Annotated in this window: 26 protein-coding genes, 1 tRNA gene and 1 pseudogene; 2 read left to right on the top strand and 26 right to left on the bottom strand. The window is 68.3% G+C overall.

The genetic code is table 11. The features are described 5' to 3' along the window. Window position 1: 1 nt before the first annotated feature. The 22 genes from ACE3T5_RS05495 to glpK form a co-directional block, all read right to left on the bottom strand. Entirely contained in the window at window positions 2-1,414 is a 1,413-nt protein-coding gene (locus ACE3T5_RS05495) for a dicarboxylate/amino acid:cation symporter (RefSeq protein ID WP_374665288.1), read from the bottom strand. Between the two features lie 12 nt (window positions 1,415-1,426). Next, on the bottom strand, window positions 1,427-2,338 hold the full coding sequence (locus tag ACE3T5_RS05490; RefSeq protein WP_374665286.1) for an ABC transporter substrate-binding protein: 912 nt from the start codon (window positions 2,336-2,338) through the stop codon (window positions 1,427-1,429). 411 nt (window positions 2,339-2,749) lie between these two features. Continuing rightward, window positions 2,750-2,826, bottom strand: a tRNA-Met gene (locus ACE3T5_RS05485). Window positions 2,827-2,846: 20 nt separating this feature from the next. Further along, window positions 2,847-3,242 (bottom strand): 50S ribosomal protein L17, encoded by a 396-nt coding sequence (gene rplQ / locus ACE3T5_RS05480; RefSeq protein WP_374665284.1) that lies wholly within the window; start codon window positions 3,240-3,242, stop codon window positions 2,847-2,849. 101 nt (window positions 3,243-3,343) lie between these two features. After that, window positions 3,344-4,336, bottom strand: a complete 993-nt coding sequence (locus tag ACE3T5_RS05475; RefSeq protein WP_374665282.1) for a DNA-directed RNA polymerase subunit alpha — start codon at window positions 4,334-4,336, stop codon at window positions 3,344-3,346. A 123-nt stretch (window positions 4,337-4,459) separates the two neighbouring features. Beyond that, a complete protein-coding gene (gene rpsD, locus ACE3T5_RS05470) occupies window positions 4,460-5,083 on the bottom strand; it encodes a 30S ribosomal protein S4 (RefSeq protein WP_374665280.1) in 624 nt (207 codons plus the stop codon). A gap of 124 nt (window positions 5,084-5,207) precedes the next feature. Next, complete coding sequence (gene rpsK, locus ACE3T5_RS05465) at window positions 5,208-5,612, bottom strand: 30S ribosomal protein S11 (RefSeq protein ID WP_332826871.1); 405 nt, start codon at window positions 5,610-5,612, stop codon at window positions 5,208-5,210. 66 nt (window positions 5,613-5,678) lie between these two features. Beyond that, a complete protein-coding gene (gene rpsM, locus ACE3T5_RS05460) occupies window positions 5,679-6,044 on the bottom strand; it encodes a 30S ribosomal protein S13 (RefSeq protein ID WP_374665278.1) in 366 nt (121 codons plus the stop codon). 25 nt (window positions 6,045-6,069) lie between these two features. Continuing rightward, on the bottom strand, window positions 6,070-6,183 hold the full coding sequence (gene rpmJ / locus ACE3T5_RS05455) for a 50S ribosomal protein L36 (protein WP_011481465.1): 114 nt from the start codon (window positions 6,181-6,183) through the stop codon (window positions 6,070-6,072). Window positions 6,184-6,257: 74 nt separating this feature from the next. Further along, a complete protein-coding gene (secY, locus tag ACE3T5_RS05450) occupies window positions 6,258-7,565 on the bottom strand; it encodes a preprotein translocase subunit SecY (protein WP_374665275.1) in 1,308 nt (435 codons plus the stop codon). Between the two features lie 30 nt (window positions 7,566-7,595). Continuing rightward, window positions 7,596-8,027 carry a 50S ribosomal protein L15 gene (gene rplO / locus ACE3T5_RS05445; protein WP_374665273.1) on the bottom strand — a complete coding sequence of 144 codons (432 nt, stop codon included), beginning with the start codon at window positions 8,025-8,027 and terminating at the stop codon, window positions 7,596-7,598. Between the two features lies 1 nt (window position 8,028). After that, on the bottom strand, window positions 8,029-8,214 hold the full coding sequence (gene rpmD / locus ACE3T5_RS05440; RefSeq protein WP_374665271.1) for a 50S ribosomal protein L30: 186 nt from the start codon (window positions 8,212-8,214) through the stop codon (window positions 8,029-8,031). A gap of 10 nt (window positions 8,215-8,224) precedes the next feature. Next, window positions 8,225-8,746, bottom strand: coding sequence for a 30S ribosomal protein S5 (rpsE, locus tag ACE3T5_RS05435; protein WP_374665269.1), 522 nt, complete (start codon window positions 8,744-8,746; stop codon window positions 8,225-8,227). Window positions 8,747-8,764: 18 nt separating this feature from the next. Continuing rightward, window positions 8,765-9,130, bottom strand: a complete 366-nt coding sequence (gene rplR, locus ACE3T5_RS05430; RefSeq protein ID WP_374665333.1) for a 50S ribosomal protein L18 — start codon at window positions 9,128-9,130, stop codon at window positions 8,765-8,767. An 11-nt stretch (window positions 9,131-9,141) separates the two neighbouring features. Further along, on the bottom strand, window positions 9,142-9,675 hold the full coding sequence (gene rplF, locus ACE3T5_RS05425) for a 50S ribosomal protein L6 (RefSeq protein ID WP_374665267.1): 534 nt from the start codon (window positions 9,673-9,675) through the stop codon (window positions 9,142-9,144). Between the two features lie 16 nt (window positions 9,676-9,691). After that, window positions 9,692-10,087, bottom strand: a complete 396-nt coding sequence (rpsH, locus tag ACE3T5_RS05420) for a 30S ribosomal protein S8 (protein WP_374665265.1) — start codon at window positions 10,085-10,087, stop codon at window positions 9,692-9,694. An 18-nt stretch (window positions 10,088-10,105) separates the two neighbouring features. After that, a complete protein-coding gene (gene rpsN / locus ACE3T5_RS05415) occupies window positions 10,106-10,411 on the bottom strand; it encodes a 30S ribosomal protein S14 (protein ID WP_374665263.1) in 306 nt (101 codons plus the stop codon). Window positions 10,412-10,420: 9 nt separating this feature from the next. After that, window positions 10,421-10,960 carry a 50S ribosomal protein L5 gene (gene rplE, locus ACE3T5_RS05410; protein WP_374665261.1) on the bottom strand — a complete coding sequence of 180 codons (540 nt, stop codon included), beginning with the start codon at window positions 10,958-10,960 and terminating at the stop codon, window positions 10,421-10,423. A gap of 2 nt (window positions 10,961-10,962) precedes the next feature. Next, window positions 10,963-11,280 carry a 50S ribosomal protein L24 gene (gene rplX / locus ACE3T5_RS05405; RefSeq protein WP_374665259.1) on the bottom strand — a complete coding sequence of 106 codons (318 nt, stop codon included), beginning with the start codon at window positions 11,278-11,280 and terminating at the stop codon, window positions 10,963-10,965. A gap of 9 nt (window positions 11,281-11,289) precedes the next feature. Continuing rightward, entirely contained in the window at window positions 11,290-11,658 is a 369-nt protein-coding gene (rplN, locus tag ACE3T5_RS05400) for a 50S ribosomal protein L14 (RefSeq protein ID WP_187075638.1), read from the bottom strand. Between the two features lie 201 nt (window positions 11,659-11,859). Next, complete coding sequence (locus ACE3T5_RS05395) at window positions 11,860-13,458, bottom strand: FAD-dependent oxidoreductase (protein ID WP_374665256.1); 1,599 nt, start codon at window positions 13,456-13,458, stop codon at window positions 11,860-11,862. Beyond that, a complete protein-coding gene (gene glpK, locus ACE3T5_RS05390) occupies window positions 13,455-14,963 on the bottom strand; it encodes a glycerol kinase GlpK (protein WP_374665254.1) in 1,509 nt (502 codons plus the stop codon). Before glpK ends, ACE3T5_RS05395 begins: the two co-directional genes overlap by 4 nt. An 81-nt stretch (window positions 14,964-15,044) precedes the next feature. On the opposite strand from glpK, the gene proC reads away from it, so the two are divergent. Continuing rightward, the gene (gene proC, locus ACE3T5_RS05385; RefSeq protein WP_374665252.1) at window positions 15,045-15,869 is read left to right on the top strand and encodes a pyrroline-5-carboxylate reductase; all 825 of its coding nucleotides are present in this window, start codon (window positions 15,045-15,047) and stop codon (window positions 15,867-15,869) included. On the opposite strand, the gene ubiA is transcribed toward proC, so the two are convergent. From ubiA to recG, 4 genes and pseudogenes are all read right to left on the bottom strand, one after another. Further along, complete coding sequence (gene ubiA, locus ACE3T5_RS05380) at window positions 15,862-16,722, bottom strand: 4-hydroxybenzoate octaprenyltransferase (RefSeq protein ID WP_374665331.1); 861 nt, start codon at window positions 16,720-16,722, stop codon at window positions 15,862-15,864. The genes proC and ubiA overlap by 8 nt on opposite strands. A gap of 5 nt (window positions 16,723-16,727) precedes the next feature. Continuing rightward, a complete protein-coding gene (locus ACE3T5_RS05375; protein ID WP_374665250.1) occupies window positions 16,728-17,639 on the bottom strand; it encodes a Dyp-type peroxidase in 912 nt (303 codons plus the stop codon). Window positions 17,640-17,648: 9 nt separating this feature from the next. After that, a complete protein-coding gene (locus ACE3T5_RS05370) occupies window positions 17,649-18,602 on the bottom strand; it encodes a hydrogen peroxide-inducible genes activator (protein WP_374665248.1) in 954 nt (317 codons plus the stop codon). Between the two features lie 7 nt (window positions 18,603-18,609). Then, window positions 18,610-20,718: pseudogene (gene recG, locus ACE3T5_RS05365) on the bottom strand (ATP-dependent DNA helicase RecG). A 59-nt stretch (window positions 20,719-20,777) separates the two neighbouring features. Here recG and queA point away from each other — a divergent pair. Further along, window positions 20,778-21,812: a tRNA preQ1(34) S-adenosylmethionine ribosyltransferase-isomerase QueA gene (gene queA / locus ACE3T5_RS05360; RefSeq protein ID WP_374665246.1), complete on the top strand. Its 1,035-nt coding sequence runs from the start codon at window positions 20,778-20,780 to the stop codon at window positions 21,810-21,812. The last annotated feature ends 21 nt before the right edge of the window (window positions 21,813-21,833 follow it).

The following is a 21,833-nucleotide window of genomic DNA, read 5'->3' as shown; positions in this document are numbered from 1 at the left end:
GTCAGCGACCGGGCGAGCCCGACGCTCCGCCGAGTGCATCCGGAGATGGGATGTCCAGCTTGAAGCCTTCCGCGCCGGCGGGCGCTGCTGCAGGCGCAGCAGCCACGGCAGCCGAGGCCCCGCCAGGCGCCAGCAGGTAGGAGAGGTCGGCAGGCCGGGGCACGATGAGCGTGACGGCGGCGGTGTTGCCGATCACGAGCACCAGGGTCCGCAGCATGTCGCAGATCGGATCGACCGCCAGGAACAGGATGAACGCGGCCTCGAAGGGCAGGCCCAGGTAGGCGCAGGTCATCCCGACGAGCGACACGGTCACCAGGCCCGTCATCCCGGCGGATGCGAAGCCCGCCAGCACCGAAGTGGCGATGACCAGCATGACGTCGGTGAACGTGAGGCTGCGTCCGTAGAGCTGGGCGATGAACAGCGTGGCGCAGACGTAGAACACGACCGGGCCGATGCGCAGCAGCGACACGGACAGGGGCACCAGCAGTTCGATGCGCGCGCGGGCGAAGCCGAGATGGGTGGCCAGCGCCTCGATCATCACCGGCATGCAGGTGGCGCTGCTGCGGGTGGCGAGCGCCAGCGCGAACGGCTCGCGCAGGGACTCCAGCACATCCTTCATGCTGCGGCCGGAGCGGCGCCAGATGACGAACACCGAGATGGCCAGGATGATGAGGCTGGCGATGGTGAAGGCCACGACGAACTGAACCATGGCCTTCAAGGGCTCCATGCCTGTCTTGCCGAGCTGTGCCGCGCTCATGCAGAACAGCACGATCGGCATCGGATAGGCCAGCCATCGCACCAGTGTCTGACACGCCTGGTAGATCGTCTCCAGCGAGACTGTCAGGCCGTCGGAGATCTTGGTGGGCACATGCCCCACGGCCAGGCCGAACAGCATGGCGAAGACCAGCGCCTTCAGTGTGTCGCCCACGGCCAGGGCATTGAAGATGTTCGCCGGCACCATGCTGATCAGCATCTCGGTGAAGGTGATGGACTTCTTCACCTCGTCGGTGCCTTCCAGGCTCATCGCAGTGTCGCTGGAGTTCAGATCACTGCCGACGATCTGGCCGAACTTGGCCATGGTCTCAGGCGGCAGATCGGCACCCGGGCGCAGGATGATGACCGCCACCGCACCGATGATGGCGACGAACACCGATGCCGCCAGGAACACCACCGCCAGGCGGCCAAGCAGCTTGCCCGTGCCACCCTCGCGGAAGAGCCGCTGCAGGCTGAAGATGATGGCCGACACCATGAAGGGCAGCGTGATCATCTTCAGCAGGTCGACGTAGATGTCCCCCAGGAAGCCAAGCTGCATGGCCTGTTTGGGCGCGATCGAGCCGACCAGGAAGCCCAGCGCCAGGCTGCCCAGGATGACCCAGGGATTGAGGGCGAGTGCGTAGAGTTTCTTGGCGTCCATGGTGTGTCGGTGTCAGTTCTCGAGGGCCGCCAGGACCTTGTTGATGGTCAGCTTGTCCCCGCGCTGGACGAGGAATTCATTGGCGAAGGCCAGCAGGGTGCGGTCGTTGATGCCCACTGCCATGCCGAGGGTGTCATTCAGGTCCTTCAGCGTGACGGTGCGCAGCGTGAGCGACAGCGTGGCGTCGGACTTCAGGATGCGCTTGACCTCGAATTCGTCGCGATACGCGGCCATCACCTCGCCCTTTTCGAGGGCCTTGAGCACGTCGGGCCAGCCCGGGTACGTCTTGATCTGGGCCTTGGGGAAGTAGCGGTTGGCGTAGTCCTGGAAGGACGAGCGGTTGATCACGCCGATGGTGCCCGTAAAGCGACGGATCACGTCGGGCAGCGGGCGTTCGCGCGCGAACTGCGCGAAGGCAACGCGGTTCAGGATCAGCGCGTGGTTGAGCGTGAGGTACGGCTCGGTGAAGGAGATCACCTGTGAGCGCGCGAGCGTGCGCGACAGCTTGCTGATGGCGATGTCGGCCTCGCCGCGGGCGATGATGTCGACGACGCCATTGAAGCTCTTGGCGGCGCGATTGAAGCGCACGTTGACACCCAGCTCCTTGGCCATGGCCTTGGCGAGATCGACCTCGAGGCCGACCAGCTCACCGTTCTTCTCGTAGAAGAACGGAGGCGTGTCCACGCCGAGCATGGCCACGATGAGCTCGCCGCGGGCCGCGATGCGGGCAATGTCGGGGGCCAGCATGCGGCCATCGGGCATCTTGACCAGCCCGCTGGCCATGGGTGTCGGGAACGCGGGGTTCGCCGCCGCCGAGGCGGCCGACCGGGCCGGCGTCGCGGCGGGCTTGGCCGCCTGCGCGGGAGCCTGCGTCTGCGCCAGGGACAAGCCGGCGAGGCCCCCGAGGCACACGGCAAGCAGCATGCCGCGCAACCAACCCGTAGCCTGTTTCCTCATCGATAGACCCCCACTCAAGAACGCTGGCAATCAGAACCCGGGCCACCGCGGCCCAGGCAGTCTGCGTGGAGCGGCTACTACCGGGGCGCCCCAGGCCGGGCATAGGTTTTGTTACCGCTGGATCCTAATGCAACATCGCGCCTCGGGGCAATCCCGGATAAACGCGGGCCGCTGGCAGATGTAGCGAATGAGGCGCCCGGCATGAATTGGGCCCCGCGCGAGTGGCGCCGATGCATCGCGACCGTGCGGAGCCCGTCAGGACCGCATCGATCCACGAGGCAGCGGCAGCTGAACAGCACCCACTCTTCCGTGCGGGGGCACCAAGCAAAACGCCCACCGTGAGGTGGGCGTTTTGCAGAAGGGAAGACCCTTCGTGTTTGGTTGCGCGGGCAAGATTTGAACTTGCGACCTTTGGGTTATGAGCCCAACGAGCTACCAGGCTGCTCCACCGCGCGTCGAGTCCGAGATTATAGCGTCATTCGGCGGCTTGTTCACCGGTCGTAGCAGCGGGCTCGGGCCGGTCCACCAGTTCGACCAGCGCCATGGGGGCGTTGTCACCCACGCGGAAGCCCATCTTGAGGATGCGCGTGTAGCCGCCCGGGCGGGTCTTGTAGCGCGGGCCCAGCTCGTTGAACAGCTTGGTCACGTTGTCGCGGTTGCGCAGGCGGTCGAAGGCCAGACGCTTGTTGGCGACCGTGGGCTCCTTGCCGAGCGTGAGCATGGGCTCGACCACGCGGCGCAGTTCCTTGGCCTTCGGCACGGTGGTCTTGATGACCTCGTGCTCGATGAGCGAATTCATCATGTTGCGCAGCATCGCCAGGCGGTGCTCGCTGGTGCGGTTCAGTTTACGGAGTCCGTGTCCGTGGCGCATGGTGTTTTCCTTTCCTTATCGAGCCCGCAGCCGTGTCAGGTACTGCGGGGTCACCATTCAAGATCAGGACGAGGCTCTGCCAGGCGCCTCGTCCTCGTTCGTTATCGCTTGTCCAGACCGGCCGGCGGCCACGACTCGAGCTTCATGCCCAGCGTGAGGCCGCGCGAGGCCAGCACTTCCTTGATCTCGTTGAGCGACTTGCGGCCCAGGTTGGGCGTCTTCAGCAGCTCGTTCTCGGTGCGCTGGATCAGGTCACCGATGTAGTAGATGTTCTCGGCCTTCAGGCAATTCGCGGAACGCACCGTGAGCTCGAGCTCGTCCACCGGACGCAGCAGGATGGGATCGAACTGCTGCGAGGTGCGCTGCGCGGGATGCTGGTCGAAGGCGGCGAGCTCGCTGCCCTCCAGCTGCGCGAAGACGGCCAGCTGCTCGACCAGGATCTTGGCAGAGGCGCGCACGGCGTCCTCGGCGGTGATGGCGCCGTTGGTCTCGATCTCCATCACCAGCTTGTCGAGGTCGGTGCGCTGCTCGACGCGGGCGCTCTCGACCGTGTAGCTCACGCGCTTGACGGGCGAGAACGAGGCGTCGAGGACGATGCGGCCGATGGACTTGGTCGGCTCGTCGCCGTAGCGGCGCATCGTGCCCGGCACGTAGCCACGGCCCTTCTCGACCTTGATCTGCATGTCGATCTTGCCGCCTTGCGACAGATGGGCGATGACATGATCGGGATTGATGATCTCCACATCGTGCGGCGTCTGGATGTCAGCCGCGGTGACCACGCCTTCGCCATCCTTGCGCAGCGACAGCGTCACCTCGTCGCGGTTGTGCAGCTTGAATACCACACCCTTGAGGTTCAGCAGGATCGTGACCACGTCTTCCTGGACGCCATCGATCGACGAGTACTCGTGCAGCACGCCGGCGATCGTCACCTCGGTCGCCGCGTAACCCACCATCGACGAGAGCAGCACCCGGCGCAGCGCGTTGCCCAGGGTGTGGCCGTAGCCGCGCTCGAACGGCTCCAGCGTCACCTTGGCCCGGTTGGTGCCAAGCTGTTCCACGTTGATGGACTTGGGTTTCAGCAGATTGGTTTGCATGCAGGGCTTCCTCTCAATACCCCCGGCTCGTTACACCGGTAAGGCTGGGGCCTGGATCACCAGGGAATAAAACTTGCAAGGACGAGGCTCCGCAGGAGCCTCGTTTCCTGTTGGTACTCGCGTCTATCGCGAGTACAGTTCCACGATCAGCGATTCGTTGATGTCGGCACCGAACTCGTCGCGATCCGGCACTTTCTTGAACGTGCCTTCGGCCTTGTCGGCGTTGACTTCCACCCACGCCGGGATGCCCACCTGCTGTGCCAGCTGAAGCGCCTCGACCACGCGGTTCTGCTTCTTCGACTTCTCGCGCACGGCGACCACATCGCCCGCCTTCACTAGGAAGGACGGGATGTTCACCGGCTGGCCGTTGACCGTGATCGCCTTGTGGCTGACCAGCTGACGGGCCTCAGCACGCGTGGAGCCGAAGCCCATGCGGTAGACCACGTTGTCCAGGCGGGACTCGAGCAGGAACAGCAGGTTGGCGCCGGTGTTGCCCTTGCGGCGGTCGGCTTCCTCGAAGTAGCGGCGGAACTGCTTCTCCAGCACGCCGTACATGCGCTTGACCTTCTGCTTCTCGCGCAGCTGCAGGCCGAAGTCGGAGGTACGCTGGCCCGAGGTGCGGCCGTGCTGGCCGGGCTTGGAGTCGAACTTGGCCTTGTCGCTGATCGCGCGGCGGGCGCTCTTCAGGAACAGGTCGGTGCCTTCACGGCGGGAGAGTTTGGCCTTGGGGCCGAGGTAACGTGCCACTTTTCTCTTTCCTTCAAACGACTACCGCGGCCTGTTGCCGCGGGAGCTGGCATGCGGAGATGCCAGCGGTGGTCTTACAAAAACGCGAGGGGTCGCACGCCGGAGGCGCCGCACCCTCGTTCGCTCAGATTCTCCGGCGCTTCTGCGGACGGCAGCCGTTGTGCGGCACCGGCGTCACGTCCGAAATCGAGTTGATGCGGATGCCCAGCGCGGCCAGGGCGCGCACCGAGGACTCGCGGCCCGGGCCGGGACCACGGATCTCGACATCGAGGTTCTTGATGCCCTGCTCCATGGCAGCGCGGCCAGCGACTTCGGACGCCACCTGGGCGGCGAACGGCGTGGACTTGCGCGAGCCCTTGAAGCCCTGCCCCCCGGAGGAAGCCCAGGACAGCGCGTTGCCCTGGCGGTCGGTGATCGTGATGATCGTGTTGTTGAAGGACGCGTGGACGTGCGCGACACCGTCGGACACGTTCTTGCGAACCTTCTTGCGCACGCGCTGCGCCGCGTTGTTGGCTGGAGCCTTGGCCATGTGTTTTTCCTAGTCAGTGGGGTCCGGACACCAGCGCTGCGCGCCAGGCACCCCGACCCCAGGTCATTATTTCTTCAGCGCCTGGGCCGCCTTGCGCGGGCCCTTGCGGGTGCGCGCATTGGTGCGGGTGCGCTGGCCGCGCATGGGCAGGCCGCGGCGATGGCGGAAACCGCGGTAGCAGCCGATGTCCATCAGACGCTTGATGTTCATCGTCGTCTCACGGCGCAGGTCACCTTCGATCGTGAACTGGGCGATCTGGTCGCGGATCTTCTCCAGGTCGGCGTCGGACAGTTCCTTGACCTTCTTGGAGTAGGGGATGCCGCAGGCTTCGCAGATCTTGCGCGCGCGGGTGCGGCCGATGCCGAAGATGGCGGTGAGACCGATCTCGGCGTGCTGGTGCGGCGGAATGTTGATGCCGGCGATACGTGCCATGTCTTTTCCTTCGAAACCGGTTGGGTCAGCCCTGGCGCTGCTTGTGCCGCGGGTCGGTGCAGATCACGCGGACCACGCCCTTGCGGCGGATGATCTTGCAGTTGCGGCAGATCTTCTTGACGGAAGCCGAAACTCTCATTTGCTTTCTCCTAAACCTTTCAACATCCGCTCACTTCGCGGAACACGATTCGTGCCCGCGAGGGATCGCAGGGCTCAACTCTTGAAATTCGCCTTCTTGAGCAGCGATTCGTACTGCTGGCTCATGAGGTAGTTCTGCACCTGGGCCATGAAGTCCATGGTGACCACGACGATGATCAGCAGCGAGGTGCCGCCGAAGTAGAAGGGCACGTTGTACTTCAGGATCAGGAACTCCGGCAGCAGGCAGACGATGGTGATGTAGATCGCCCCCGCCAGCGTGAGCCGGGCCAGGATCTTGTCGATGTAGCGCGCGGTCTGGTCGCCCGGCCGGATGCCCGGCACGAACGCACCGCTCTTCTTCAGGTTGTCGGCGGTCTCGCGGCTGTTGAACACGAGCGCCGTGTAGAAGAAGCAGAAGAACACGATGGCCGCGGCATACAGCATCACGTAGATCGGCTGTCCGGGCGCCAGGGTCGAGGCCATGTCCTTCAGCCAGCGCATGCCGTCGCCCGTGGAGAACCAGCTCACCACGGTGGCGGGCAGCAGGATGATCGACGACGCGAAGATCGGCGGGATCACGCCAGCCATGTTCAGCTTCAGGGGCAGGTGGGACGACTGGCCGCCGTACACCTTGTTGCCGACCTGTCGCCGCGCGTAGTTGACCAGGATCTTGCGCTGACCGCGCTCCACGAAGACGACCGCGTACGTCACCAGGCCGACCAGCGCCACGATGAAGATCGCCGCCAGGATGCTCATCGCACCCGTGCGCACCAGCTCCAGCAGGCCGCCGATCGCGCTGGGCAGGCCCGCCGCGATGCCGGCGAAGATCAGGATCGAGATGCCGTTGCCCAGCCCGCGCTCGGTGATCTGCTCGCCCAGCCACATCAGGAACATCGTGCCCGCCGTCAGGCTCACCACCGCGGTCATGCGGAAGCCGAAGCCCGGGTTGAGCACCAGGCCCTGCGAGCTCTCCAGCGCCATGGCGATGCCCAGCGACTGGAAGATCGCCAGGCCCAGCGTGCCGTAGCGCGTGTACTGCGTGATCTTCCGGCGGCCGGCCTCGCCTTCCTTCTTGAGCGCCTCGAACGTGGGGACCACGTACGTGAGCAGCTGCATGATGATGGAGGCGGAGATGTAGGGCATGATGCCCAGCGCGAACACCGTGAAGCGCGACAGCGCCCCTCCCGAGAACATGTTGAACAGGCTCAGGATGCCGCCTTGCTGGCCCTGGAAGAGCTGCTGCAGCTGCGTCGGGTCGATGCCCGGCACCGGGATGTGGGCGCCGATGCGGTAGACGACCAGGGCGAGCAGCAGGAAGACGAGCCGGCGACGCAGGTCGCCGTACTTGCCGGTCTTCGCGATCTGGGCTGCGCTAGTTGCCACGTATGCCTTTCGAACGGGTCAGAGGCCGGGTCAGGCGAAGCTGCCGCCGGCCGCTTCGATCGCGGCCTTGGCGCCGGCGGTCGCACCGATGCCCGTCAGCTTGACGGCGCGCTTGATCTCGCCGGTCTTGATGACCTTGACGTTGCGCGCGATCTCGCCGACCAGGCCGGCCTGCTTCAGCACCAGCACGTCGACTTCCGGGGCGCCCAGCTTCTCGAGCGCGGCCAGGGTGACTTCGGCGTTGAACTTCAGCGCAGCGGACTTGAAGCCGCGCTTGGGCAGGCGGCGCTGCAGCGGCATCTGGCCGCCTTCGAAGCCGACCTTGTGATAGCCGCCCGCTCGGGACTTCTGGCCCTTGTGGCCACGGCCGGCCGTCTTGCCCAGGCCGGAGCCGATGCCGCGGCCGACGCGGCGGCGCGCCTTCTTGCTGCCTTCAGCGGGCTGGATGGTGTTGAGTTCCATGTCAGAGCACCTTCACGAGGTAGTCGACCTTGTTGATCATGCCGCGCACCGCAGGGGTGTCCTGCAGTTCACGCACGGAGTTCAGCTTGCGCAGGCCGAGGCCGCGCACGGTGGCGCGATGATCGGCCTTGGTGCCGATCGGGCTGCGCACCAGCTGCACCTTGAGAGTCTTTTGTTCGGTAGCCATCGTGTGCTCCTCAGGCGGCGAAGATGTCTTCGACCGACTTGCCGCGCTTGGCCGCCACTTCCGAGGGAGTGGTGGAGTTCTTCAGCGCGTCGAACGTGGCGCGGACCATGTTGTAAGGGTTCGTCGAACCATGGCTCTTGGCCACGATGTCGGTGATGCCCATCACTTCGAACACGGCACGCATCGGGCCGCCGGCGATGATGCCCGTGCCCTTGGGAGCCGGGGCCATCATCACGCGGGCGGCACCATGGTGGCCGACCACGTTGTGGTGGATGGTGCCGTTCTTCAGCGACACCTTGGTCATGTTGCGGCGCGCTTCTTCCATCGCCTTCTGCACGGCGGAGGGCACTTCCTTGGACTTGCCCTTGCCCATGCCGACGCGGCCGTCACCGTCGCCCACCACGGTGAGCGCGGCGAAACCGAGGATGCGGCCGCCCTTCACCACCTTGGTGACGCGGTTGACCGCGATCATCTTCTCGCGCAGGCCGTCTTCCGGACCGTCACCCTGCGTCTTTGCTTGAACCTTAGCCATATCGCGCTTTCGTATCCGTTAGAACTGCAGGCCGGCTTCCCGGGCGGCATCGGCCAGGGCCTTCACGCGGCCGTGGTAGGCGAAGCCGGCGCGGTCGAACGCCACCTTCTCGACGCCGGCGGCCTTGGCCTTCTCGGCGATGCGCTTGCCGATCAGCTGCGCAGCGGCCACGTTGCCACCCTTGCCGGTGGTGCCGAGGGACTTGCGCACTTCGGCTTCGGCGGTGGAGGCCGTGGCGAGCACCTTGGCGCCGTCGCCCGAGATCAGGCTGGCGTAGATGTGCAGGTTGGTACGGTTCACCGTCAGGCGGGGCACGCCTTGCGTAGCGATGCGGATGCGAGTCTGACGCGCACGGCGCAGACGCTGTTCCTTCTTGGTCAACATCGTCATGCTCCTTACTTCTTCTTCGTTTCCTTGATCGCGACCTTCTCGTCCGAATAACGGATGCCCTTGCCCTTGTAGGGCTCGGGCGGACGGACGGCGCGGATCTCGGCGGCGAGCTGGCCCACGCGCTGGCGGTCGGCACCCTTGACGACGATTTCCGTCGGCGCGGGGGTCTCGAACTTGATGCCTGCGGGGGCCTCGATGTTCACGGGGTGCGAGAAGCCGACCGAGAGGTTCAGCTTGCTGCCCTGCACGGCGGCCTTGTAGCCCACGCCGACCAGGTTCAGCTTCTTCTCGAAGCCCTTGGTGACGCCGACGACCATGTTGTTCACCAGCTGGCGCATGGTGCCGCTCATGGCGTTGGCTTCGCGCGACTCGTCGGCGGGCGTGAACGTCAGCTTGCCGCCTTCGTTGGACACGGTCACCAGCGCGTTCGTGGACAGCGCGAGCGTGCCACCGGCACCCTTGACGCTGATCTGGTCTTCCTGGATGGCCACCTCGACGCCCGCGGGGACGGCGACGGGGGATTTTCCGACTCGGGACATGTTCTGCTTCCTCCGGTCAGGCCACGTAGCACAGGACTTCGCCGCCGACGCCGCTCGCGCGGGCCTTGCGGTCGGTCATGACGCCCTTGGGGGTGGTGACGATCGCCACGCCCAGGCCGTTCATGACCTGGGGAATGGCGTCGCGGCCCTTGTACACGCGCAGGCCGGGGCGGCTCACGCGCTCGATGCGCTCGATCACCGGACGGCCGGCGTAGTACTTCAGGGCAATCTCGAGCTCGCTCTTGCCGCCCTCGGTCTTGACCTGGAAGCCGTCGATGTAGCCCTCGTCCTTCAGCACCTGGGCAATGGCCACCTTCACCTTGGAGGCGGGCACGCTCACGGTCGACTTGGACACCATCTGCGCATTGCGGATGCGCGTCAGCAGGTCGGCGATGGGATCACTCATGCTCATGTTGGGTCTCCTTCGCGCTTACCAGCTGGCCTTGGTCACGCCCGGGATGTCGCCGGTGAAGGCCATCTCGCGGATCTTGGCGCGGGCCAGACCGAACTGGCGGAACGTGCCGCGCGGGCGGCCGGTGATCTCGCAGCGGTTGCGCTGGCGCGTGGGGTTCGCGTTGCGCGGCAGCTTCTGCAGCGCGAGGCGGGCGGCGGCGCGCTCCTCTTCGCTCTTCTTGGCATCGCCGGCGATGGCCTTCAGTTCCGCGTACTTCTTTGCGTACTGGGCAACCAGCTTGTCGCGCTTCTGTTCGCGCTGGATCAAAGCAGTCTTGGCCACGATGCTCTCTCAGTTCTTGAAGGGGAAACGGAAGCCCGCGAGCAGCGCCTTGCACTCCTCGTCGGTCCTGGCCGTCGTGGTGATGGAGATGTTCAGGCCGCGCAGCGCGTCGACCTTGTCGTACTCGATCTCGGGGAAGATGATCTGTTCCTTCACGCCGATGTTGTAGTTGCCGCGGCCGTCGAAGGCCCGGCCGCTCACACCGCGGAAGTCGCGCACGCGCGGCAGGGCCACGGTGACGAAGCGATCGAGGAATTCATACATGCGCACGCCGCGCAGGGTGACCATGCAGCCGATGGCCTGGCCTTCGCGGATCTTGAAGCCGGCGATGGCCTTGCGGGCCTTGGTCACCACGGGCTTCTGGCCGGAGATCTTGGTCAGATCGGCCACCGCGTGCTCCATCACCTTCTTGTCGGCGACGGCTTCGCTCACGCCCATGTTGAGGGTGATCTTGGTCAGGCGCGGCACCTGCATCGGCGACTTGTAGCCGAACTTCTGGGTCAGCTCGGGAGCGACCTTCTCGCGGTAGTGTTGTTGCAGACGGGACATGGTCAGGCCACCTTGATTGCTTCGCCGCTGGACTTGAAGACGCGCACGCGCTTGTCGCCCTCGACCTTGATGCCGACACGGTCGGCCTTGCCGGTGGCGGGGTTGTAGATCGCCACGTTGGACTGGTGGATGGGCATGGACTTCTCGACGATGCCGCCGGTCGTGCCCTTCAGGGGGTTGGGCTTGGTGTGCTTCTTCACCAGGTTGATGCCCTCGACCACCACGTGGTCGGCATCCTTGCGCAGCAGCACCTTGCCGCGCTTGCCCTTGTCGCGGCCAGCCAGCACGACGACCTCGTCGCCCTTGAGGATCTTGTTCATGGCGGTTCCTTAGAGGACTTCCGGGGCCAGGGACACGATCTTCATGAACTTCTCCGTGCGCAGCTCGCGCGTCACGGGGCCGAAGATGCGGGTGCCGATGGGCTCCAGCTTGTTGTTGAGCAGCACGGCGGCATTGCCGTCGAACTTGATGAGGGAGCCGTCGCCGCGGCGGATGCCCTTGGCGGTGCGCACCACCACGGCACTGTAGACCTCGCCCTTCTTGACGCGGCCACGGGGCGCGGCCTCCTTGATGGAGACCTTGATGATGTCGCCGACGCTCGCGTAGCGACGCTTGGAACCGCCGAGCACCTTGATGCAAAGAACGGACTTCGCACCGGTGTTGTCGGCGACTTCGAGCCGAGATTCAGTCTGGATCATTTCAGTTGTTCCCAACTTGTCCCGAATGCACCCTGGCGGACGATTCCGGCAGGACATCGGGGCAGTCTTGGGCCCGCCGTCCCCCCGCTGGCTGCTGGCCGGGCGAGGCTTCGAATGGGCAGATGTTCGCCTCCAAAAAAGGCGAGCCCGCGATTATGACCGATCGCGGCCGTTTGTCAAACACGGGGCTGAATCGGCCGCTCAGGCAGGCATGCGCAGATAGGTGGCGGCCAGTTCGCGGAACCCCGCTGCATCCGGGTCGCGGCCGTTTTCCTCCTGCAGGATCGCGCCGACTTCCGCCGCCAGCGAAGCTGCCAGCGCCGCATCAATGAAGAGCAATCGGCTCCGCCGTGCCAGGACATCCTCGACAGTACGCGCATACTCACACCGTGCCGCGAACCGCACCATGGCCACCGTCAGACCGCCTCCCAGGTGCCGCGCGTGGCCGGGCAACGCACCCACCTCGCCCGCTTCGCTGCCATACAGATGAACCCCCGGCGCGGCACTGATGCGCACGGCCGGGCCCGCGGCGCCGGCCCCCACCAGGGGCAGCGATGTCGTCTGCCCGGCGGGCCGGGCGGGCAGCAGGCCGGCTGCAGCGCAGCGCGCAAGCACGTCCTCCGCCATGGCCCGGTAGGTCGTCCACTTGCCGCCGGTCACCGTCACCAGGCCGCTGCGGCTGACGATCACGGTGTGCTCGCGGCTCAGGCCCTTGGTTTCCTCGCCGTCATCGCTCTGCGGCTTGACCAGCGGGCGCAGACCGACCCACAGGCTGCGGATGTCGGCCGGCTGGGGCGCGCGCTGGAGGTAGCGGGCCGACTCGCTGAGGATGAACGCCAGTTCCTCGCGGAAGGGGCGCGGCTCGCGCGCGAGGTCACCCCGCGGGGTGTCGGTCGTGCCCAGGATCACCTTGCCCATCCAGGGCACGCCGAACAGCACGCGGCCATCCGCCGTCTTGGGCACCATGAGCGCATGGTCGCCGGGCAGGAACTCGCGGTCGACCACCGCATGAACGCCCTGGCTCGGCGCGACCATCGGCCGGACGGTACGGCCGATGGCTTCGCCGTCCTGCTGCCGCAGTTCATCCACCCACACGCCTGCCGCATTGACGATGCAGCGGGCGCGCACTTCATAGGCACGCCCGGTTTCGGCGTCGCGCGCGCGCACGCCGGTGATGCGCCCGGCCTCGTGCACCAGGGCCTCCACCGGGCAGTAGTTCAGCAGCAGGGCGCCCTGCGCAGCGGCGGTGCGGGCGAGGGCCAGGGCCAGCCGCGCGTCGTCGAACTGGCCATCCCAGTACTTCACCCCGCCCTTCAGGCCCTCGGTGCGGACTGTCGGCAGGCACGCGATGGTGCCCGCGCGCCCGAGGAACTCCGTCGGCCCCAGGCCCGCCGAGCCCGCCAGCGCGTCATACAACTTGAGGCCGACGCCGTAGAACGGCGTCTCCCAGACGAGATACGAGGGCATCACGAAAGGCAGCGGCTGCGCCAGGTGCGGCGCATTGCGCAGCAGGTTGGCCCGCTCGTGCAGCGCCTCGCGCACCAGCGCCACGTCGCCCTGCGCCAGGTAACGCACACCGCCATGGACCAGCTTGGTCGCGCGCGACGAGGTGCCCTTGGCGAAGTCATGCGACTCCAGCAGCACCACCGAGTGGCCGCGCGCCGCCGCGTCCAGCGCCACGCCCAGCCCGGTGGCGCCACCGCCCACCACGGCCAGGTCCCAGGTACCGCCACGGGCCAGACGGGCCAGAAGATCGGCTCGCCGCGCGGGGGCGGCTGCTGTCGAGGCGGCCGCGCTCAAGGCCGGGCCCAGTTCTTGGCGCGCTCGACCGCCTCGCGCCAGCGGGCCAGCTTGGCGACGCGGTCCGATTCGCGCCAGCGCGGCTCGAAGCGGCGATCCACCTGCCACTGCTGCGCGATCTCATCGGCATCGCGCCAGAAGCCGGTGGCCAGCCCGCCCAGGTAAGCCGCGCCCAGCGCCGTGGTCTCGGTCACCCGCGGCCGGACCACCGGCACACCGAGAAAGTCCGCCTGCATCTGCATCAGCAGGTTGTTGCGCGCGGCGCCGCCATCGACGCGCAACTCGGCCAGCGCCAGGCCGGCATCGCGCGACATCGCGCCGAAGACGTCGGCCGCCTGCAGCGCGATCGCCTCCAGCGCCGCCCGCGCGATGTGGGCGCGATTCGAACCGCGGGTCAGGCCGACCAGCGCCCCCCGCGCGTAGCCGTCCCAGTCCGGCGTGCCCAGGCCGGCGAAGGCGGGCACCAGATAGACATCCCCGGTATCCTCCACTTGCGCCGCCAGTGACTCCACCTCCTCGGCGGAGCGGATGACCTGGAGGCCGTCCCGCAGCCACTGCACCGTGGCGCCGGCCATGAAGACGCTGCCTTCCAGGCAGTAGGCCGTGCGATGCGGCCCCTCGGGGCCCTGCCAGCCCACGGTCGTGAGCAGGCGGTTGCGGCTGGTCACCGGCCGCGAACCGGTGTTCATCAGCATGAAGCAGCCCGTGCCATACGTGTTCTTGGCCATGCCGGGCGCGAAGCAGGCCTGGCCGAAGGTGGCGGCCTGCTGATCCCCCGCCATGCCGGCGATGGGCAGCGCGCCGCCCAGCAAGGCGGCATCGGTCTCGCCCACCACGCCACTGGACGGCACCACCTGGGGCAGCACGGCGCGCGGGATGCGCAACAGCGTGAGCAGCTCGTCGTCCCAGGCCTGGGAGCGCAGGTTGAATAGCATGGTGCGGGAGGCATTGCTGGCATCGGTCACATGCACGCGGCCACCGGTCAGGTTCCAGACCAGCCAGCTGTCGATGGTGCCGAAGGCCAGTTCGCCGCGCTCGGCCCGGGCCCGCGCGCCGGGCACGTGATCCAGCAGCCAGGCGAGCTTGGTGCCGCTGAAGTAGGCGTCGATCAGCAGGCCGGTCTTGCGCTGGATGCGCGGCGTGTGGCCGGCCGCGCGCAGGGCATCGCAGGCAGCGGCGGTGCGGCGGTCCTGCCAGACGATGGCCGGCGCGACCGGCTGGCCCGTGGCGCGGTCCCACAGCACCGTGGTCTCGCGCTGGTTGGTGATGGCGAGCGCTGCAAACAGGCGCGCATCGGGCGTGCCGCCGCAGGCCGCCTGCATCGCCTGCAGGGCCACCGCATGCTGCGTGGCCCAGATCTCGCGGGCGTCATGCTCCACCCAGCCCGGCTGGGGAAAGTGTTGGCGGAACTCCTGCTGCGCCAGGGCGACGGTGCGCCCCTCCCGGTCGAACACGATGGCGCGCGAACTGGTGGTGCCCTGGTCCAGGGCCAGCACGTATTTCATGGGCCATCAGCGTACCGCATGGCGGGCGCCGGGACTAGACTTGACCGGAAGCGGATTGCCTTGCTGCACAGGAACACACCCATGACCTCTCCCACCGGCCGCATCGCCTTCATCGGCGGCGGCAACATGGCCAGCGCCATCATCGGCGGCCTCGTCCGCCAGGGCCTCACCCCGGATCGCATCGCGGTGGTGGAGCCGTTCGAGGAGGCGCGCCAGCGCCTGGCACAGGCCTACGGCGTGACCGCGGAACCTGCGGCCGGCCCCGCCCTGCAGGGCGCCGGGGTGGTGGTCTGGGCCGTCAAGCCGCAGACCTTCCGCGAGGCCGCGGCGCAGGCCCGGCCGCATCTCCCGGGCGCCATCCATCTGAGCGTGGCCGCCGGCATCCGGTCGGACAGCATCGCCGCTTGGACCGGCAGCGAGCGCATCGTGCGCGCCATGCCCAACACGCCGGCGCTGGTCGGCCGCGGCATGACCGGGCTCTATGCGCGCGAAGCGGTGAGCGCCGCCGACCGCGCCCAGGTGGAATCGGTGCTGGCCACCACCGGTCAGCTGCTGTGGGTCGGCGAAGAGCGCCACCTGGACGCCGTCACCGCCCTCTCGGGCTCGGGCCCGGCCTACGTCTTCTACTTCCTGGAGGCGATGCAGCAGGCCGGCGTGGAGATGGGCCTCTCCGCCGAGCAGGCCCGCACGCTGGCCGTGGGCACCTTCGATGGTGCGTCGGCGCTGGCAGCCGCTTCACCGGACCCGCTGGCCACGCTGCGCGAGCGCGTCACCTCCAAGGGCGGCACCACCTACGCCGCGCTCACCTCACTGGAGGCCGCTGGCGTCAAGGCCAGCTTCGTCACCGCCCTGCACGCCGCCTGCCGCCGGGCCGACGAACTGGGCAACGAGTTCGGCGCTAGCTGAGCAGGTACCCGGCCACCACGCCGGCGAACAGCGTGAAGCCGAACCAGTGGTTGAGGCGGAAGGCGCGGAAGCAGCCCTCGCGGCTGCGGTCACGGATCAGCGTGTAGTGCCACAGCGCCTGGGCCGCAGCGATCACGACTGTCACCGCGATCACCCCCACCGGCAGGCGGTCCGCCAGGGCCAGGGCCCAGATCGCCAGCGCGGCGCCATAGCACAGCATGACCACGAGCACGTCGGCGCGGCCGAGGGTGATCGCCGAGGTCTTGATGCCGATGCGCAGGTCGTCGTCGCGGTCCACCATGGCGTACTCGGTGTCGTAGGCCAGGACCCAGAACAGGTTGCCCACCAGCAACACCCAGGCCAGCAGGGGCACGCGGGATTGCACCGCGGCAAACGCCATCGGGATGCCGAAGCTGAAGGCCACGCCCAGCACCGCCTGCGGCATGGAGACGTGCCGCTTGGCATAGGGGTAGGCGATGGCAATGGCCAGCGCCGCGAACGACCACGCCACGGTGGTTGCGTTGGTGGTGAGCACGAGCCCGAACGCCGCCAGCGCGAGCACCGCGCCCACGGCCAGCGCTTCGCGCACGCCCACCGCGCCCGTCGTCACCGGCCGCTGCGCGGTGCGCTTGACGTGGCGGTCGAACTCGCGGTCGGCCACGTCGTTCACGCAGCAGCCCGCGCTGCGCATGAGGATGGTGCCCAGGGTGAACACCGCCACCAGGTGCCACCCAGGAAAGCCGTGCGCGGCCACCCACAGGGCCGCCAGCGTGGGCCAGAGCAGCAGCAGCCAGCCCGCCGGACGGTTCCAGCGGATCAGGTCGAGGTAGCGCGCGAACCGCTCGCGCAGCACGGCGCTCACACCCCCAGCAGCCGCAGGTCGAGGCGGCCTTCGCGCAGCGGCGGGCACCAGAAGGCCGCCGAGGTGACCGGCCGCGAGAAGCTGAACAGGGCATCGGTGATGCCGTCGTCATGGCCGGTCATGCGCTGCAGTTGCGCCTCGAACGCGTCCAGGGAATGGCCGAAGGAGACGAACACCAGTCCGCTCTGCAACCCGCGCACCCAGGGCATGGAGCGGCGCACGACGAAGGCTTCGGGCTCGAAGTCCTCCTGCGCGGTGCGCTTGACGTGCGCCGACTCGGGCGCGTCGGCCAGTTCCTCGCTGTCGGCCCGACGGCGGCCGATGCAATGGTCCCGCTCCATGGTCGACATGGCGTCGAAGGCGTTGAAGTCATGCTGCCAGCGTTGGACGGCGACGAAGCTGGATCCGGCAAGGCCGTCACCGGTGGCCAGCGCTGCCGCCTCGGCCGCCTCGTCGACCGGGTTCTCGATGCCGTCCTCGTAACCGGTGAGATCCAGTCCGTGGCCATTGGGGCCCCGGCCGTGGCGAAAGGCCTCCACCGCTTCGGCCAGCACGAAGGCCGGCGCCAGGGCGCGATCGATGCGGCGCGTCACCTCCAGCAGCGGCCCGGGCGCATCGCCACGCAGCCAGATCCACAGCGGGCCCGGCGTCACCGGCAGCGGCAGGGCCGGCGTGGAGAAGTCCTTCAGCTCGCGCAGGCCCGGCACCCGTGCCTGCAAGGCGGACGCCAGCGAAGCGCCCACGCCGACGACGGCTGCGTTGCCATCCACCTGCCCTGCCAGTCGCGAAAGCGCCGCGCGAATCACGGCCGCCGGAGGTGGCGGCTCGGCCAAGCGGAAGTCGAGATAGCGGCCGAAGTCCGGCAGCGGCGCGAGGATGCCCGGCTGGGCGAGTGCGGAGGCTTGCATGGAAGTGGATCAGGACAGTCGCTTCACGCCCGGCAGCTCGCAGGCGTAGATGGCATTGCGCAGGGCCGCGATGGCCTCGTAGCGGGTGAAGCTGCGCCGCCACGCCAGCACCACGCGCCGGCTGGGCGGCACCCCCTCGAAGGGGATGTAGCGCACATAGGCCTCGTCGTCGGCCTTGCGGCGCCCGCGCGGCGCCAGCGCCTCCTTCGGCACGGACAGCCGAGGCACCAGCGTCACGCCCATGCCGGCGGCCACCATGTGCTTGATGGTCTCCAGCGAGGAGCCCTCGAAGCTCTTGCGGATGCCCTCGGCGTCGCTGGAGAAGCGCGCGAACTCGGGGCAGACCTCCAGCACGTGATCGCGGAAGCAGTGGCCGGTGCCCAGCAGCAGCATCGTCTCCTTCTTCAGCTCCTCGGCCTGGATGGTCTTGTGGCCCGCCAGCGGATGCGTGCTGGGCACCGCGGCCAGGAAGGGCTCGTCGTAGAGTGCCGCGATCGCGAGGCCGGTATCGGGAAAGGGCTCGGCCATGATGGCCGCGTCGATCTCGCCGGTGCGCAGCATCTCCAGCAGGCGTACGGTGAAGTTCTCCTGCAGCATCAGCGGCATCTGCGGCGTGCGCGCGATGGCCTGGCGCACCAGGTCCGGCAGCAGGTAGGGGCCGATGGTGTAGATCACGCCCAGCTTCAGCGGGCCGGCCAGCGGATCCTTGCCGCGCTTGGCGATCTCCTTGATGGCGGCGGCCTGCTCCAGCACGCTCTGCGCCTGGCGCACGATCTCCTCGCCCAGCGGCGTGACCGAGACCTCGTTGGCGCTGCGCTCGAACAGCTTCACCTCCAGCTCTTCCTCCAGCTTCTTGATCGCCACGGACAACGTCGGCTGCGAGACGAAGCACGCCTCGGCCGCGCGGCCGAAGTGCTTCTCGCGCGCCACGGCCACGATGTACTTGAGTTCGGTGAGCGTCATGCCGGTGTCAGGCCTTCAGATAGTCGGATTTTCCACCCAACCAGCGGGCCACATGGCGCCGCGCCTGCTCGGGGTGACGGTCGAGCATCACGGCGGCGGTGTCGCGTGCCCAGGGAATGAGAGCGGCATCCGCGCTCAGGTCGGCGAAGCGCAGCAGCGGCGCGCCGGATTGCCGCGCGCCCAGGAACTCCCCCGGGCCGCGGATCTCCAGGTCGCGCCGGGCGATCTCGAAGCCGTCGGTGGTCTCGGCCATGGCCTTCAGCCGTGCGCGCGCCGTCTCGCCGACGCGCCCGCTCTCGCCGGGCGCCTAGAGCAGCACGCACGCCGAAGCGGCCGCGCCACGGCCCACCCGCCCACGCAGCTGATGCAGCTGCGACAGGCCGAATCGCTCCGCATGCTCGATCACCATCAGCGACGCGTTGGGCACGTCCACGCCCACCTCGATCACCGTGGTGGACACCAGCACGCCCATCTGGCCGCCGGTGAACAGCGACATCACCGCCTTCTTCTCCGCCACCGGCATGCGCGAGTGCAGCAGGCCCACCATCACGCCCGGCAGGGCCTGCGTGAGCTCGGCGTGCGTCTCGGTGGCATTCGTCAGGTCGAGCGTCTCGCTCTCCTCGATCAGCGGGCAGACCCAGTACACCTGCCGGCCCTGGGCCACCTGATCGCGGATGCGCGCGACCACCTCCGCGCGCCGTGTCTCGGCAATCAGCTTGGTCACCACCGGCGTGCGGCCCGGCGGCAACTCGTCGATGGTGGAGACATCCAGGTCCGCGTAGTAGCTCATCGCCAGCGTGCGCGGGATGGGCGTGGCGGACATCATCAGCAGGTGCGGCTCCCACTGTGCATGCGAATCGGCGCCCTCTTCCGCCGCGCCGCGCGCCTTCTCGCGCAGGGCCAGCCGCTGCGCCACGCCGAAGCGGTGCTGCTCGTCGATGACCGCCAGGCCCAGCGACTTGAAGCGCACCTGCTCCTGGATCACCGCATGGGTGCCGATCACGAGCGCCGCCTCGCCGCTGGCGACGCGCTCCAGCATGACGGTGCGTTCCTTGCGCCGCTGGCTGCCGGTGAGCCAGGCCACGCCCAGGCCGCGTGGCGCGAGCAGCGGCTCCAGCCAGCCGATCAGCTTGCGGAAATGCTGTTCGGCCAGGATCTCGGTGGGCGCCATCAGCGCGCACTGCCAGCCGGCGTCGATGGCGATGGCCGCCGCGAGCGCCGCGACGATGGTCTTGCCCGAGCCGACATCGCCCTGCAGCAGACGATGCATCGGCCGGTCCTGCGCCAGGCTGGCCGCGATCTCCTCGCCCACGCGCTGCTGGGCGCCGGTCAGCGCGAACGGCAGTGCCGCCAGCAGTTGCGCGTGCAGGCCGCCGGGCACCGGCCGCAACGGCGGCGCACGCAGCAGATCATGCGCGCGCCGGCTCTCCAGCTGCGAGAGTTGCTGCGCCAGCAGCTCCTCGGCCTTCAGCCGCAGCCACGCCGGATGACTGCGGTCCTCGAACGTCGCCAGCGGCACGTCAGGCGTGGGGTGATGCAGGAACTGCAGCGCCTGCTTGAGCGACCAGCCGGTGGCGCCGCCCGGCGCGGCCGGCACGTCCGGCGGCAGCGTCTCCGACAGATCCGCGCGCGCCAGCCCCCCCAGCACCGCCTTGCGCAGATACGCCTGCGGCAGCGCCGCCACCGTGGGATAGACCGGCGTCAGCGCCGCGGGCAGCTCGCCGCCGGCGGCCCGGAAGCTGGGGTGCACCATCTGCCAGCCGAGGAAGCCGCCCTTCACCTCGCCGCGGATGCGCAGCCGCGCGCCCACGGCCAGAGTCTTCTGATGCGACGAGTAGAAGCTGAAGAAGCGCAGCACGCAGCGATCGCTGCCATCGTCCACCGTCACCACCAGCTGGCGTCGCGGCCGGTACTGGACTTCGCTGTCGGTGACGGTTGCCTCGATCTGCACCGTGTCGCCCTCGCGCGCGTCGCGCAGGCGGGTGAGGCGCGTCTCGTCCTCGTAGCGCAGCGGCAGGTGCAGCGCGAGATCGATGTCGCGGGACAGACCCAGCTTGCGCAACGCCGCCTGCGGGCCGGAGGCGGCGCGCTCGGGGGTCGGCTGGGCAGCGGGCATGGGACAATTCTGCCCGCACCTCTTCCCCGCGCCGCCACGCGACCGCGCTGCCCGCCGCCATGACGACGTACACCCTGGGCGATTTCGATTTCGCCCTCCCCTCTGAACTGATCGCCCAGCATCCGGCCGCGGAGCGCAGCAGCTCACGCCTGCTGGACGGCACCGGCCCGCAGCCGGCGGACCGCATCTTCCGGGACCTGCCGGGCCTGCTGGCGCCGGGCGACCTGATCGTCTTCAACGATACGCAGGTGGTGAAGGCCCGCCTGTTCGGCGGCAAACCCTCGGGCGGCCGGCTGGAACTGCTGGTGGAGCGCGTGCTGGGCGAGCGCGAGGTGGCCGCGCACATGAAGGTGAGCCGCAAGCCGCCGGTCGGCACCGTGCTGCACATGGACGGCGGCTTCACGGCCACGCTGCTGGGCCGCTGGCCCGACGCCGACGGCCCGCTGTTCCGGCTGGCCTTCAGCGACGAACCGCATGACCTGATGGCGCGCCATGGCCATGTGCCCCTGCCGCCCTACATCACGCACGAGGACACGGCGGAGGACGAGCGGCGCTATCAGACCGTCTTTGCTGCCAGGCCCGGCGCGGTTGCGGCACCCACCGCCTCGCTGCACTTCGACCAGGGCGTGCTCGATGCGCTGGCCGAACGCGGCGTGCAGCGCGCCACCGTCACCCTGCACGTGGGCGCCGGCACCTTCCAGCCGGTGAAGACCGAGGATCTGGCGCAGCACCGCATGCACAGCGAGTGGTACGAGGTACCGGAGGCCACCCAGGCGGCGATCCAGGCCGCGCGCGCGCGCGGCGGGCGCATCGTGGCAGCGGGCACGACCACCGTGCGCACGCTGGAATCCTGGGCGCGCAGCGGCCAGGCGAGCGGCGACACCGACATCTTCATCACGCCGGGCTTCGACTTCCAGGTGGTGGACCTGCTGGTGACCAACTTCCACCTGCCCAAGTCGACGCTGATGATGCTGGTGAGCGCCCTGGCCGGCCACGCGAAGGTGATGGCGCTGTACCGCCACGCCATCGCGCAGCGCTACCGCTTCTTCAGCTATGGCGATGCCATGCTGCTGCAGCGCGCCGAGGCCGCCTGAGCGGCAGACCCCGGCGATCGG

Origin of the sequence: Ramlibacter sp., from assembly GCF_041916345.1 — a bacterium.
Lineage (GTDB): Bacteria > Pseudomonadota > Gammaproteobacteria > Burkholderiales > Burkholderiaceae_C > Ramlibacter.
This window is presented reverse-complemented; position numbering and strand designations above follow the sequence as displayed.